Origin of the sequence: Cellulosilyticum sp. WCF-2 (assembly GCF_003990395.1) — a bacterium.
GTDB classification, from domain to species: Bacteria; Bacillota; Clostridia; order Lachnospirales; family Cellulosilyticaceae; genus Cellulosilyticum; species Cellulosilyticum lentocellum.
Window position 1 is genome coordinate 4220064 of the sequence record NZ_CP034675.1, and the last position, 15405, is coordinate 4235468.

Consider the following 15405-nt stretch of genomic DNA (forward strand, 5'->3'; position numbering starts at 1 on the left):
TGAATACTTTTCTTAAAACCAAGATAAAAACTACATAATATAACTTTTTTTCATAATATTCAATTTTATCTACTGTTTCTTTGATTTATTTCTGCTATACTATACTCAATATACAACAATAGAGCCCACAAGCTATAAATCTCCTAGCTTATGAGCTCTATTATTTCACTATTGTTATAATTGACTAATCACTAAAATATCATTTTCTTTAACGATTGTTTTTCCATTTGGAATGATAACTTTATGATTACGTTTAACCACAATAACTAATTTTTCTGGCCCTAGTGTAATCTCTGCTAATGGTTTTCCTATCCAATTATTATCTTTATCGATCTTCATTTCAGTAAGATGTGCTTCAAAATCCTCTTGCAACGAAAGAGCACTAAGTATAATAACATCTCCTGAGAGAATGGTTGTACTCCCTTTAGGTATAATTCGTTTATCCCCTCTTATGATTAATACAAGTAAAATATCCGGGGGTAAGGAAATCTCCTTTATTTTTTTACCACTCCATAAGTGATTTTTTGAAATTGGAAGTTTAATAAATTGTATAGGCTCCTCATCTGAATAATCACTGAAAGTCTTCATAACATTACTATTATCATCAATCATATCAAGTTTTTTAGCCATAAATGGTATTAAAGAACCTTGTAAGCTGATTGAAAATAAAACAATAAAGAATACCATATGAAAAATATCATTTTTCATATACGTTGGACTAACAGTAGCCATAATAGCAAAAACGATTGAAGCTGCTCCCCTTAGCCCTGACCAAGAAACTAATAGCTTTTGATTTATTGTTCCTTTAGAAGGTGATAAAATAGCAAAAACTGCTAATGGACGTGCAACAAAAGTTACAAAGATAGCAATTGCTAATGAAGGTAATAAGATTTTTGGTAATTCAGATGGAAAAGATAAAAGGCCTAAAAGAAAGAATATTAACATTTGCATTAAGCCTGTAATACCATCAAAAAAGTAAACTAATGATTTTTTATTAGGTATCGCTTGATTCCCTAAAATAATACCTAAAATATAGGTACTTAAATAACCATTTCCTCCAAGTAGTGTAGATGCTGCATAAGCAATAAGCGGCATGCTAAATACAAATATGGTGTCAAAACCATCTGTTGCAAATTTAATTTTAGTCAAACACCAAGTTGCTATTAATGCAATCCCAGCTCCTATAGCAATGCCATAAACAACTTGTGCGAAAACCATGTAAGCAAGCTGACCACCACTAAAGTCTCCACTCATCATGGCTAAAATAATAACTGTAAGCATATACGAACAAGGGTCATTACTCCCACTTTCTACTTCTAATAATGAAGCCGTATTATCCTTTAAATTAAGTCGTTTAGAGCGCAATATAGAAAATACAGATGCGGCATCTGTAGAGCTAATAACAGCTCCGATTAACATACTTTCAAGAAAATCAAATCCTAATAAGAAATAACAGAAAAGACCTGTTAGTAGTGCTGTGAAAATAACACCTATTGACGAAAGGAGTACTGCATTAACGGCAATTGGCTTAGCTTGTTTCCAGCTGGTTCCAAATCCTCCATAAAACATGATAAAAATTAAAGCAATCGAACAAACTTGCTCTACGATACCATAATTATCGAATGGGATTTTTACTATACCATCTGAACCAAATAGCATCCCAAGCACAATAAATGCAAGTAGCATAGGAATACCTAGCTTACTGGACATTTTATTGAGTACTACACATATCAATATAATTGCTGCTACAAGTAAAATATATATGGACATTCTAGCCTCCTCTATGTTGAAATAAATATAATTTAATTATATCATTAATTGCTAAATATAATTATTTTTTTTATTATAATTAAATATTTTTTGTTTACAAAATCAAATATTTCATATCATCAACTAGAAAAAGCCTTGATTATACTTGCCTACAAGTATAATCAAGGCTTTTTTATATATACTTTTTAAAATTTAACTTCAAAATTAATTTTATCATCTATCCTAATACACTCATGACTACGAATGTATTCAATAACTAGTTCTTGAATATCCACACCATATTCTCTTACTAATGGACATTCACTATAAAATTCATAGCCACCTGTACCTGTAGCTCTATAATCACTCATAGCAATTGTATATTTCCTATTTTCTAGAGGTTTTCCGTTCACAGTGATACTTGTCACTCTTTCCCCTATTGGTTTAGAAATATCAAAAGTATAGTTAAAGCCTGCAAAGAAATCGTAGTTATAATGCTCTACCTTAGGACTTACAAAACACTCTGAAATAACTATTTCGCCGCCTTTTAAAGTATAATACTGCGCTGAGCGTTCTAGTGCTTTCTTTAAAGTTGCCTCATCGATTTCTAATACTTTAATGGTATTAGGAAACTGATAAGCTGCCATAATGTCTCTTGTTGTGACTTCCTCATTAAAGCCAATTGGATTATTTCCTAGGCTTGTACAAGAAAAATCTGCTCCTGTGTGTGCAAGTTGCACCTTATTACAAAAGTCAGCTAGCTTAGAACCTTGAAGGGCTAGTTCTAACTTACTCAGTGGTTCAATAGGTTTAGAAAAACGTCCTACCTTTTGGTCAAGCCACCTTTGTACTTGCTCCTGCATCTCTACTAAGGCTTCTGGTACTTCATTTAAACTAATTGATTCTGGAGTCAGGCAATCCGCTGTTATCACTTTACCTTTTTCACCTACAACCACTTCTAGCTTTGCATACTTTACTGCATTAGAAGGTAATTGTAGAACGTAAGTTCCATGAATTTCTGTGCCTTCTACTGGCATATGTTGATGAGCTGTTAAAAGTACATCGAATGCTAATTCCTTACACATGCGATAGCCTACATTTTCTTTGCCTTTAGCTAAGGTTTTTCCTGTTTGAAGATCTGCTTCAAAACCACCATGATAAATCCCTATAGTTATATCACATAAAGGGCGTACTTCTTCAAGGGTACGTTGAGCTGTTTCAAAGGTATCTAATATTTCTAAATGCTGAAGGTGCTCTGGCTTTTCCCACAGAGATACATAGTCTGTTACAAGACCAATCAGCCCTACTTTTAAACCATTTTCTAAGGTATGAATCACATAAGGCTTTAACCCAAGTTCACCTTTATGATCAATGACATTAGCAAGTAAACACGCCGCATTTAAATGACTAAGATATCTATGCGCACCTTTATAATCGTAATTAAAATCATGATTACCCAGTGTCACATAATCATACCCTGCTGTGTTAAAGACTTCTGAAATAGCACAGCCATCTGCTTGATTTTCCCACATATATTTAGCAAAAGCCGATCCTTGAATGGTATCCCCTCCATCTAAAATAAGGGTATTACCATCTTTTTCAAAAGACTTACTGCAGCTTAATACGCCCATGGGTTTTTCTTCTTTGTTCACATAGTCTGTAGGGAAAAGATAACCATGCGTATCTGATGTGTAATAAATTTTAAGTCGTCTTTCCAATCACCTTACCCCCTAGCCAGTTTAACACGGATTTTACCTGAAATAAATTCGATGACTAAAACTAAAATAATAAGACCTGCTAGAATTGCACCTACTTCATTCCATCTATAGGCATTCATAGCAAAAATAAGTGGTGCACCGATACCACCTGCTCCTACAAGTCCAAGAACAGTAGCATCTCTAAGGTTCATATCAAAACGATAAATAATAGTTGATGCAAAGTCTGGCATAAGTTGTGGTAAAATCCCATATCTAATTTTTTGGAAGGTAGTACATCCACATGCATCTAATGACTCTAATATTTTAATATCCATATCTTCAATGGATTCAATATACATTTTTGAAACCATTCCTATAGAACAAAGAGACATGGTTAAAAGTCCTGCAAAAGGACCTGGTCCTGTTACCCTAATGAACATAAGCCCATATACAAAAGCAGGTATTGTTCTTACTGCCATGATAATAAGTCGGCCTATTAAGGCAACAGGCTTCGGTACAATGTTTGTTGCACTAAGGAATGCAATTGGCACAGCAAGTATAGCTCCTACAATTGTTCCTAAGAAAGCAATACACATTGTTTCTAATAAAAGATACGGTACACCTTGATTTGTAAAGTTAAATAATAGCTCTGGATCTGGCGTAAAGATACCAACTAAAATATTTTTGGCAATATCCATGCCTCCTTGCGCTAGCCCTGTAAACTTAACTGCACTACTAGACCAAGCCACAAGAATCACAAAAACAAGTGCACAAATGATTTGAAAAACCCATGTTTTAGGTTGTCTTTCTAATTGTTTTTTAATTTCTGCATTCATCTCGTTCCCCTCCTTATTAAGTTAATTTCTTACGCAGATAATGACTGATACCTTCTATAATCATAACTGCTATAAATAGGGTAACAAGAATCATTCCAACACTGCTGTACTCTCTCCAACCGATTTTTTCATTTAAAATAAGTCCAAGACCACCTGCACCTACATATCCTAGAATAGATGCATAACGTACATTTCCTTCAAAGCAGAATAAGCAGTTAGCAATATAGCTTGGTAGCACTTGTGGCACTATTGCCGCAAGAAAGGCTCTAAGCTTTGTAGCACCTATAGCTTCCATTGCCTCATAAGCTCCCATATCTACTGTTTCAATTTGCTCATAAAGTAATTTTCCAATATAAGCAAAAGTAAAGATGGCAATAGCCGTTGTTCCAGCTAAGGTTCCTAGACCAAATACATAAGTAGCAATTAGGGCAACCACTAAAGTTGGCATTGTTCTTACTAAACTTAAAAATAAACGTATAATACTTACAAGCACTTTATTACTCACGATGTTACTTGCTGCTAAGATAGCAAATGGTACTGCCATGATGCCTCCAACAACTGAGCCCAATAATGACATCTTAATGGTATCAAATAAAGGCTTCCAAATGGCACTTAAATAGCTTGTTTCTGGTGGAAACATTTTCTTTAAAATAACAAAGAACTCATTTCCTCTTTCCATAAGAGTTGATAAATTAAAGCCTGTGATTTTAACAGAAATAGCCCCTGCAATAACTAATAATAAAATAATCAAAGGCATACGTGAACGTTTTTCTAGTACTTCTTTGCCATCGCTTAATAGGATTTTCTTAGGTGGAAAAATTTTATCGTACCAACTCATTTTTCTCCTCCATTACTCCAATTTCCTGACCACAATAAATTTGGTCTAAGATTTCCTTAGTTACATCTTTACTTGGACCATCATACACTATTTCACCAGCTCTAATACCAATAACACGGTCAGCATACTCAAGTGCCAAATCTACGTGGTGAATATTAATGAGTACTGAGATATTCATTTCTTTATTAATACGCTTGAAATCATCCATAACTTGTTTTGCTGTTACAGGGTCTAGGGCCGCAACAGGTTCATCTGCTAGCATAATCTTTGGATGTTGTGCTAACGTTCTGGCAAGGGCAACCCTTTGTTGTTGTCCTCCTGAAAGTTGATCAACTCTCACATACGCTTTGTCTAAAATACCTACTTTATCTAAAGCTTCTAATGCTGCTACTTTGTGCTCCTGAGGATAACACCCTAGTAGTACTCTCCAAAATGGTAAATCTGGAATATTAGAAGTTAAAACATTTTTAATAACGGTTGTTCTTGTAACAAGGTTAAAGGATTGAAAAATCATACCTATTCCTCTACGGAATTTTCTAAGAGATTTGCCTTTTAAGGTACTTACATCTGTGCCGTCTACAGTTAATGTCCCTTCTGAAATATCATGTACACGATTAATAGTACGAATAAGTGTCGATTTTCCTGCTCCTGAAAGGCCAATAATGGCTACAAATTCACCTTGCTCAATTTCAAGAGAAACATTCTTAAGTCCCTTAAAACCATTTGGATAAACTTTACTTACATTATCAAATTTAATCATATAACGCTCCATTCCCTCTGTTAATAAGATTCCTTAATAATGTGAACTAGTGTTAACATTATTATTTTAGTACAATTTTTTATCTTTACGCTAAAAATAATGGGGAGTTAAAAACTCACCCATTACCTTAATATGACTTATTATTTTGCTGCATTAAGTTCTTGAATTAATTTTTGAGCTGCACGTTCATTATCATAGTCAGATGGTGACGCTACTTGGTAACCATTGTGACTGTAGATAGCAATAACTTCTTTACCTGCGTCTGTATTACCAATATTGATAAATGCATTTTGAAGTGCTTTTTTAAATTCATCTGTCATAATTTTAGATGTTGTACTTACACTTACTGTATCATTGTAAATACCTGGTGTAACACCAATTACATTTGTTTCGTCCCAAATAGATGCTGTTCTTCCGAATTCTGATGTCCATTTTTCTTCATTGTCACGACGTAAGTCTGCATAACCAACTACGATATCAAGTTGACCTGATGCAAGACGAGCCATTGCACTACCATAAGAATCTGCTTGTACTACACTTGCTAAATCAGTAAGACTTTTTCCGTAATTTTCTTGTAACCATAATGATGGATAAATGTAACCTGCTGGTGATGTTGTAGACATCATGCTCCAGTTTGCTGAGTTAAGGTCTTCCCATGTTAATGCTTCACCTGCATTTACTTTAGCTGCAAGCTCTTGACCTTTTTCTGATGGACCTGCAATGATTAATGAACGATAGAATGTTACTTGTTCATCAAGACCTGTAGTTGGTTTTTTATCATTCCAGTCTTTTGCATTATCAGATTCAATGCTTAATGCATCACGTGTTGCTGTTAAGATTGGCTCTGCTCCATCATCGTATAATACGTATGTTCCACCTGGAATTAAACCTACATCAGCTGTCCCTGCACTAAGTGCTTCTCCTACTGCTTCAAAGCTTGTCCCTACAGTAATTTCTACTTCGCCTACGTTGTATCCCTCTTTAGCTAACTCTTCTTTTAACATTCCTTTTAAAGGCTCTGTTGCTGTTACAATTTCTGCTGGCTCTTTAGAAGGTACGAATGCAACTGTTAATTTATCAATTGTTTTAGCGCCTTCTTCTGTTCCTGTTGTACCTGTATTAGCTGTGCCACTTCCACACCCTACAAGCATACTCATTCCTAATGCCATTGCCATAAGCATTGATCCAAATTTTTTCATTGTTCCCTCCATCAATTAGAATTTTGAATTTTAAAAAGTATATATTTAAAAACTTACGTTTTTAAAAACTAGTTTAAACTTTACCCTCACAAAATTTAGAAGGTAAGATGACAGTCATCGTTTCTGTTCTTGCCCCTGTTATACGCTCTATTAAAAGCTTAATAGCTGTTTCCCATACAAAGTCTGGAAACATTTCAACAGCTATATAGCTAGGATATTTTGATCTTAATGTCTCGATATCTTTATAAATAATGACCCTAACATCTTCTGGTACTTTAAGACCTTCTTCTTCAAAAGCTTCTAAAGCACCTTCTGCAATTTGGTCATTGCCTAACAAGACTGCTTTGGCTAGATGATTAGCTCTAATAGCTTTTTTTGCCATTTCATAACCACTTTGTTTACTGAATTCACCAATAAAAAATTGCTCTTCTTGATATTTATTTTTATCTTTAAGAATCGTCACAAGTGCTTCATGCCTTGTTTTTCCAATCACAATACCATCTTGCTCATAGTACGCGCCGATGTAGCCTAGACTTTCATACTTTTGTTCATCTAGTATGTATGACACCATTTGCATAAGTCCTTCATTATAATCCATAATGATTCGGTCATATTTATAATCTTGTCTATCTGAATTAATAAACAAAATCATATAGCTTTGTTTCTTAAGATAGAGTACTTCTTCCTCTGAAAAGCGTCCCAAAGCAATAATGCCATCTACTTGTAAGTCTTCACCATATGTCATCCTTTTAAATTCTACTGGATCTGTGCAAAATCTACTTGCGATTCCAACATAATCTGAAAGTTTAACATGGTGGGCATCTTTTCTAATGATATGCCAATCTGCAATGCCAATAGTAATGCCTTTTTCGGCTTTCATGCGACGTTTTTTGGGTGGAATATATTGGAGTTCATGGGCAATATCAAAAATCTTGTTTCTTACCTCTGCACTAACAGCAATTGTTTCATCCTTATTAAGTACTCTTGACACAGTCGCCATAGATACATTAGCCATTTCAGAAATCTGTTTTATAGTCGCCATTTTTTCTCCACCTCCTCACTTATTGTATTCATATATATGATAAAACACAAGTTTTTTTACTGAAATTTTACTTAAAAACCTATTATTTAACATAAATTTAACATTTAACTTGAATCTTTTACAAAAAACGGATGTCATATCTCCTATACTTTCCATTTAAGGTTTTCTCTCACAGTGTAAAAAGGCCATATTCTTCAGACTGAATATGACCTCTTTTATTTGATTAATAACTTATCTATAGCTCTTTTACCATTCTAAAACGCTTAAGTAATGCATCATTTCTTTTAACTTGCTGCTCTTCTATTATTAGGTAGCCTCTTTTCTCAAAAAATGGTCTTGCTGTAAGAGACGCATATGTAGTAATAGTGGTTTCTTTATTTTGCTTTGCATAGTCTTCTAATCTTTCTGTAATAGCTCTACCAACACCTCGATTTTGATAATCTTTATGTACATACAAGCGATCGAGGTAATTACCTTCAACATCTCCAAATCCAACAATTTTATCATTCAATTTTGCAATAATACTATAGTGGCTCAGTAAGGATTGATGCCATTTTACCTCATCTATATTTCCACTTGCCCAGGCATCTAGAGCTTCTTGGGAATAGTCTTTAGCATTAACTGTATGAACAGTATCATAAAATAATTGTCCAATTTCAGTAAGGTCTGCTTCCTCATAGGTTCTTAACTCTAGCTTCATACTACTTTCAATGTAATCATAAGCAGCTTTTATCTCACTTTTATAATCATCAGTAATTTCAATATATTTAACCCTATGGGCTATGCACTTTGCTTTCAACCTTTGATGTTCTGCTATAAATGTTTCTATACTTCTTTCTTCTGGATAGTTCCTTTGCTCAATAACATTTTCATATTCTAGTACTTTATCAAAATGATTTCTAATATAATCCTTTGAAAAAATTAAATAGCATGCAATAACTTCCTCCCCTAGAACTTCTTTTACCCTCTCCACTGGTAAATAACATCCTTCAATAATGATATTTTGCTTATTCTCCCTACAGGTTTGAATCATCCCTTTAACAATGCCCCACAACTTTTCAGCTATCACATCATCTGAGTCAAGTGCTGTAAAATCACAATGTTTATCCCCTCGAATTAAGCCCATCTTTATATGATCAAGACTTGTATATGGAAAGTGATACTTCTCAAGCAGTCTTTGTGCCAATAAAGTTTTTCCAGTGTGACTTTCACCGCCTATTAAAATAATCATAGGTGCTCCTTTCATTTCTCCATAGTAAAAGCAGCCATGAACTACTTTCTTTTGGCTGCTCTAAATAATTTTTCATACATTTTTTTTACGCTCTTGTAATAATATACGTTGAATACTCTTTAAGGACAAATAGTACTTCCCCCCTAGCTTTTGAGGAGATATTCCTTTTTTGTAATCAGCATAGATTTGCTGATTTCTGAGTTGAAGTTCTTGTCGTATAGAAGTATTGGTTCCCCATATTTTTCTATTTTCTTCTTTCTTAGGAATATAAAGATACTCCCCATCTATATACTCTTGTATCATCTCTAATAATTCATTTGGCAATACTGCCTCAGCTTTCTTATAGCTCATTGTGCCCTCCTAAAAATTAATATTGTTTAGGAATAGCAACGGCTATTTTTTCATAATTTAATCTGCAATAGCCCTTGCTATGCACAAATAACATATCTTCTCATATAAAAATTCTCCTTTCTCTTTAATAACTCATCGTTTTTAATATTAATTTAAACATTCTATATTGCTAATTATATCATTCTGTTCATTATTAGTTCAATAATACTTATAAAACTATGCATGTGATACTGTTGGAAACATTAGCTTTTGTTCCTCAACAATCTTTAAGTTGTCTCCTATAATAAACAAGGTACAATCCTCTTCATGATAAGGTTTAATTGTATACCCTCCAATCTCATAAGGTGTAAATCCTAATATCACTTCTTTAATACCACTGCCAAAAGCAGTAATTACCTCATCTAATGCTAATCTTTGACCTGCAAAAATTTCGTGGAGTGTTAGTACCTCATTTTCTATATCTGCTATAACATAGGCCTTTTGTTCTGGCATATAATAAATGCTATTTTTCTTATAGCCTGTTATCCAAAAACCTAATAGTCCTTGATTGCTCATAGCTAATCTACCATTTAGTTCTGCTGTTTTACTAGCTGCAAATAATTTTTCCCAGTTACTGCATTCTGACATATCAACCTTTTGGGCTGTCTTCATATTGCCCTTCGTACAAACCTTTTTACTATATTGATACTCCTTTGCTGGCTTAAATCCAAACTTAGGATAAAATTCTAATACACTATCATTACCAAACAAGTAGATACCATCTACTTTATCTTTATATTCTGCTAGTATTTGTTCCATTAAAAATCTGCTTAGTCCTTGGCCTCTATATGCTTCGTCTGTCATAACTGTACCTAGTTGAATATAATTCTTAGCTATGCCATCTTGCTGAAATCTCATAAGATTAACAGAAATATTAGCAATCACCTTATTATGATCCACTAAGGAATAAGGAATATATTGATCTCCCCAAAGTCCTTTTTCATACCAACTATTAAAGCTAATATCAAATGTTTTTATAGCCAATGTATTAAAGCTCTCTCTTAAATTCTTGTCCCCTTTGTAATCTACCACATATCTATATTTCATACTTTTCCCCATTTCTTTTATCCAGAATACTTTAACCCAATATGTACTTATTTTATTATACCTGTTACTACCTCTATCTATCAAACTCATCTATTTTTCTGAAGAAAATATGCGCCATCTATTTTTACGCATAAAAAGGCACTTGTTTTTCACAAGTGCCTTGCTTTTATTGATAAACTACCTCTTGCCCACGTTCAGTTTTAATAGTTACCTCTGCATCTCTTAAAGTAAGATACGTATAGCCATTTTCCTCATAGCTCTCTAAAGTACCAACAACTTCTATCCAATCATTTTCCTCAGGTATTGTGTCACTAGTAGTGAATTCAAAGCCACACATACTCCCATCATTGTTACAGCAGCCTGGACCTGTTCGGTAAACAAAATAATAGGTTTGCTTGGTACTTTCATCATAAGCAGAAGTAAACATACCCTCTAATTTAATATTTTTCCCTTCATATTCAGCTGTATTAGTATAAATCTCATTCACATAGCTCACATACATTTTTTCTGTGATTTCTAATACCTCTACATCTTCATTTATACTTGTCACATCATTCTCACTAGGGGATACACTTTTTTGCTCATCACTAACAATATCACTTGTGTTCGTATTCTCACTGGGTAATATGATTTCTTCTGCTGCTTCTTGCTCTTTCTGAGTCTTACTTCCTTGGTCTTTACTAAGTGTTTCATTAGTAGTACACCCTGTCATGATGAAAGAAAGCCCCAGTACTATTGTTACTATACGTATTGCTTCTTTCATCGTTTTACCCCTCCTCTAATCATACCAATCATTGAGAATACTAAGAACATAACAATATTAACAGAAACCACACTAGCACCTGATGGTGTAGCAAATTCATAAGAAATCACCATTCCAGTTGCAAAGCAAACTAACGAGATCATAGCCGAACAGATTACTACCGATAAGAATTTCTTACACACCCTCATAGCTGTTAAAGCAGGGAAAATAATAAGACTTGAAATAAGCAAGGCTCCCATCATTCTCATCCCTAATACAATAGTAATAGCTGTTAAAAATGCGATTACCATATTATAAGCTTTTGTATGAGTACCTGTTGCCCTTGCAAAGGTTTCATCAAAGGTAATGGCAAATAAACGTACATAAAAAATGACAAATAAAACAAGAACTGCTATAGATAAATAAATACTTAAGGTTGCATCCGCTTGACTTAAGGATAAAATGCTCCCAAATAAGTAGTTACATACATCTGTATTCATGCCTGTTGTAAGTGAAACGGTCATTACCCCAATTGCTAAAGAACCACTTGAAATCAGTGCAATAGCAGCATCTCCTTTTATCTTACTACTTTCACTTAAATGTAGTAAAAAGAAGGCAGCTAGCACAACCACTGGTATAGTCAGCTGTAAGGGAGCCATATTGAGAGCTGTGGCTATAGCTAAGGTTCCAAAACCTACATGAGATAAGCCATCTCCAATCATAGAATATCTTTTGAGCACCAAGCTTACACCTAAGAGGGCTGCACATAGGGAAATTAAAGTCCCTACAATGAGTGCTCTTACTAAAAATGGATAAGCTAGCATTTCTGATAAGGTACTAAGCATTGGCTCCACCTCCTACAAAAGTTCTTCCTATATCACTATTTAAATAATCTTTCGTTGTTCCAAAATACAGCTGCCTATTACCTAACTGTAATATATGAGAAGCATACTTAACAGCTGCTTCTATATCATGAGAGATCATAATAACTGTAATATCATGTTTCTCATTAATTGTCTTAATAAGGTCGTACATTTCAGCTGTAACAACTGGGTCTAAGCCTGCTACCGGCTCATCTAGTAATAATAACTTTTGCGTTGCACAAAGTGCTCTTGCTAACAAAACTCTTTGCTGTTGACCACCTGATAGTTCTTGAAAACTCTGACCTTTAAGATGCTTAATGCCCATCCATTCCATTTTTTCTAGTACTACTTTTTTGTCTTTATTGTTGAAGAAAGGTCTCCAGCCTAACTGATTAAGCCTCCCAGATAAAACAACTTCATATACACTAGCTGGGAAATTACGCTGAATATCTGTTTGTTGTGGTAAATAACCAATTTGATTAGCTACTAATCCTTCTCCATAACCAATCTTCCCTCCTAAGGCTGACTTAAGTTTCAATAAGCCTTTCATCAATGTACTTTTCCCTGAACCATTTTCTCCAATAATGCAGAGGTAATCACCCTGATTAACAGTAAAATTGACATTGTCTAATATGATCTTCCCCTCGTATCCCATTTTCACTTCTTTACATGTTATAAGTGCCATTTAATTGAGTGCCTCCTTAATGGTTTCTACATTAGCTTTCATCACATCTAAGTAGGTAACACCCTTTTCAAAGTCTTCTTTAGTGATATTATGACAAGCATTAAATAGGCGCTTTTTAGCTCCTGTAGCCTCACAAATGGTATCTGCCATCCTTTCATTAGATAACTCAATATGAAATACCACAGGTATTTGATCTTCTTTCACTTTGTCAATTAAAAAGGCAACTGTTGCTGCACTAGGCTCTGTATCTGTAGAACACCCTGGAAAAGCTGCATAATAGCTAAGCCCATATTCTTCTACAAAGTAACGTAGTGGAAAGCGATCTGCAAAAATGACTTCTTTTCTTTTACCACTAGCAATTACTTTCTCAAAGGCTGCATCTAAATCTTGTAATTGTTTTACATAAGCTGATGTATTTTCTTCATAATCAGTTTTATTTATCTCATCTGCTTCAATAACAGCCGCTTCGATGGCCTTTACAATCTTAATAGCATTTTTAGGTGAGGTCCATACATGCTCATCGTATTCAACTGCTTCATGATCATGATCTTCCTCATGTTCTTCCTGGTGAGCTTCTTCATCTTGATGTTCATCCGCTTCATCATGTTCATCTGCTTTAGCATGTTCATCCTCTTCATCGTGTTCATGCTGCATACCTTCCACTATTTCTTCTTCTACAAGTTCAACACATTCTAACATCTTAATAACTTTCATATCTTTATTATCAATAGATTCTAATATGCCATCTACCCAAGCATCAGAATCTCCACCTCCATAAATAAAGACATCACAATTTTGAATCTTGATAATATCTTGTGGTGTCGGTTCATAAGAATGACTTTCTGCCGCCGGTGGTAACAGCATGCTCACCTCCGCTTTATCCCCTACAATTTGTCTTACAAAGTCATAGGGTGCAAAAACTGAAGTCACGATATTTAACCTGTCTGACTGAGGCCCAGATACTTCTTTATTTGTGCAGCCAAATAAAAGCATTGTTGATATGAGAAAAATACTCGCTAATGCTGTTCTTTTTTTATTCATTTCTATCCCTCCAAATTTAATATGGTTCTTCTCTTTGTTTAAACACCATCATTTCAATTCAGAAGTTTTACTTTAAGGGTTATAGGCGATGACTGAGAAAGATTCACTGCTACGCCAGCTTGGATATGTACTCTAATAAGGCACAATGGTTGAATTAATAATGCACCTAGCACAGCCCCTTTAATACTGTTAAGTAAATCTCTAGCTACATGAATCTGTAAACATATAGGGCAACCTTGGCCAGTACAATCATGATGACTTTCTTTATTAATATACACAATTGAAAATAACATACAAACAATCAACAATAACCCTAGCATGACTGTTATCTTTTTATGTTTTTCACTCACCTCGGTCCCCTCCTTTCTATACTCTACTGTCCCTTATTATAATCTTATTGCAAATCATTTGCAACTTTTCCTGCTAATTTTCCTAAATATTCCAACTTAAAAGAGTGGTACACAGCCTCAAATACAGTCTGTTACCACCCTCTTTATTTTTACCTTAAACAGCCAATGGCCTTTGCTTCTTATCATGATACTTTTCTACAATCTCTTTAATGTCCATACCATTTGCAACCATTTGTAATACCATTTGCTTTGCCTGATCATAGCTTTCAAATATTTTTTTAGCATGATTCACGTTAGAATAAACTTTCCAATATCCTGTACATAAACAATCTTTTCCTTCATTCTTTATAAAGGCTTTTACGTCTTCATGTGGATAACCAAGGAGTATACCTAGTTCATGGGGGAATTGTTGTTTGAAACTCATATAGCATTGATACCTACTTGCTACTTGTTTTAAAATTTCTTCTAGGCTACTTTCCTCATATCCTAATTGCTTCATTAATTGCTGTTGTTTACTTTCTAGAAGATGCTTTTGTAAATGCTTTTTATGATACAAGAAAAATACTATTCTTTTTTCACATTTAAAAAGGATATCATACGAAATCCTACTTTCTTTAAATAATGCTTTGACATGCTCTTCATCTTCTATACTTACAATAAAGATATTAGAAACTTTAATGCCCACTAATAAAGGGGCACATTGAAAAGCTAACTGCTTTGCCAATTTCTTTTGGGTCATTTCTTCTAATTGAATGCATGCTCTACTCATAGATGTCTCCTTTGCTACCTGCTTCTAATGATTGCAGTGTCCACTGCAACCTTTACAACTTTGACCGCAGCCACACGCCTTGCCATTCTTTCTATCTTTAATAATGCTCCTAATAGCTATTCCCATAATGACTACAACTATACTGCCCACTATAAAAGTTCCCATA

At 34.2% G+C, this 15405-nt stretch carries 17 protein-coding genes; all 17 read right to left on the minus strand.

What is annotated here, in order from left to right:
• Nucleotides 1-174 precede the first annotated feature (174 nt).
• Nucleotides 175-1770 carry a potassium/proton antiporter gene (locus EKH84_RS19115; protein WP_127067531.1) on the minus strand — a complete coding sequence of 532 codons (1596 nt, stop codon included), beginning with the start codon at nt 1768-1770 and terminating at the stop codon, nt 175-177.
• Nucleotides 1771-1955: 185 nt separating this feature from the next.
• Nucleotides 1956-3467, minus strand: coding sequence for a bifunctional metallophosphatase/5'-nucleotidase (locus EKH84_RS19120; protein ID WP_013658211.1), 1512 nt, complete (start codon nt 3465-3467; stop codon nt 1956-1958).
• A 5-nt stretch (nt 3468-3472) separates the two neighbouring features.
• On the minus strand, nt 3473-4282 hold the full coding sequence (gene phnE / locus EKH84_RS19125) for a phosphonate ABC transporter, permease protein PhnE (RefSeq protein ID WP_013658212.1): 810 nt from the start codon (nt 4280-4282) through the stop codon (nt 3473-3475).
• A gap of 16 nt (nt 4283-4298) precedes the next feature.
• A complete protein-coding gene (gene phnE / locus EKH84_RS19130) occupies nt 4299-5120 on the minus strand; it encodes a phosphonate ABC transporter, permease protein PhnE (protein WP_013658213.1) in 822 nt (273 codons plus the stop codon).
• Entirely contained in the window at nt 5104-5880 is a 777-nt protein-coding gene (gene phnC, locus EKH84_RS19135) for a phosphonate ABC transporter ATP-binding protein (protein ID WP_013658214.1), read from the minus strand. The genes phnE (EKH84_RS19130) and phnC overlap by 17 nt, the downstream gene beginning before the upstream one ends.
• A 140-nt stretch (nt 5881-6020) precedes the next feature.
• A complete protein-coding gene (locus tag EKH84_RS19140; protein ID WP_013658215.1) occupies nt 6021-7079 on the minus strand; it encodes a phosphate/phosphite/phosphonate ABC transporter substrate-binding protein in 1059 nt (352 codons plus the stop codon).
• A 73-nt stretch (nt 7080-7152) separates the two neighbouring features.
• Entirely contained in the window at nt 7153-8121 is a 969-nt protein-coding gene (locus EKH84_RS19145; RefSeq protein WP_127067532.1) for a substrate-binding domain-containing protein, read from the minus strand.
• A gap of 235 nt (nt 8122-8356) precedes the next feature.
• Complete coding sequence (locus EKH84_RS22770) at nt 8357-9352, minus strand: GNAT family N-acetyltransferase (RefSeq protein WP_330547560.1); 996 nt, start codon at nt 9350-9352, stop codon at nt 8357-8359.
• Between the two features lie 72 nt (nt 9353-9424).
• On the minus strand, nt 9425-9703 hold the full coding sequence (locus tag EKH84_RS19160) for a CD3324 family protein (RefSeq protein WP_127067533.1): 279 nt from the start codon (nt 9701-9703) through the stop codon (nt 9425-9427).
• A 216-nt stretch (nt 9704-9919) separates the two neighbouring features.
• Nucleotides 9920-10789 (minus strand): GNAT family N-acetyltransferase, encoded by an 870-nt coding sequence (locus EKH84_RS19165; protein ID WP_243118615.1) that lies wholly within the window; start codon nt 10787-10789, stop codon nt 9920-9922.
• Between the two features lie 166 nt (nt 10790-10955).
• Nucleotides 10956-11552: a TIGR03943 family putative permease subunit gene (locus EKH84_RS19170; protein ID WP_127067535.1), complete on the minus strand. Its 597-nt coding sequence runs from the start codon at nt 11550-11552 to the stop codon at nt 10956-10958.
• Nucleotides 11549-12376, minus strand: coding sequence for a metal ABC transporter permease (locus EKH84_RS19175; protein ID WP_013658221.1), 828 nt, complete (start codon nt 12374-12376; stop codon nt 11549-11551). Before EKH84_RS19175 ends, EKH84_RS19170 begins: the two co-directional genes overlap by 4 nt.
• Nucleotides 12369-13079, minus strand: a complete 711-nt coding sequence (locus tag EKH84_RS19180) for a metal ABC transporter ATP-binding protein (RefSeq protein ID WP_127067536.1) — start codon at nt 13077-13079, stop codon at nt 12369-12371. The genes EKH84_RS19175 and EKH84_RS19180 overlap by 8 nt, the downstream gene beginning before the upstream one ends.
• On the minus strand, nt 13080-14120 hold the full coding sequence (locus tag EKH84_RS19185) for a metal ABC transporter substrate-binding protein (RefSeq protein ID WP_013658223.1): 1041 nt from the start codon (nt 14118-14120) through the stop codon (nt 13080-13082).
• Between the two features lie 53 nt (nt 14121-14173).
• Entirely contained in the window at nt 14174-14470 is a 297-nt protein-coding gene (locus EKH84_RS19190) for a hypothetical protein (RefSeq protein ID WP_127067537.1), read from the minus strand.
• Between the two features lie 154 nt (nt 14471-14624).
• Nucleotides 14625-15239 (minus strand): DUF3793 family protein, encoded by a 615-nt coding sequence (locus EKH84_RS19195; RefSeq protein WP_013658225.1) that lies wholly within the window; start codon nt 15237-15239, stop codon nt 14625-14627.
• Nucleotides 15240-15263: 24 nt separating this feature from the next.
• Nucleotides 15264-15404, minus strand: a complete 141-nt coding sequence (locus EKH84_RS19200; RefSeq protein WP_013658226.1) for a FeoB-associated Cys-rich membrane protein — start codon at nt 15402-15404, stop codon at nt 15264-15266.
• Between the last annotated feature and the right edge of the window lies 1 nt (nt 15405).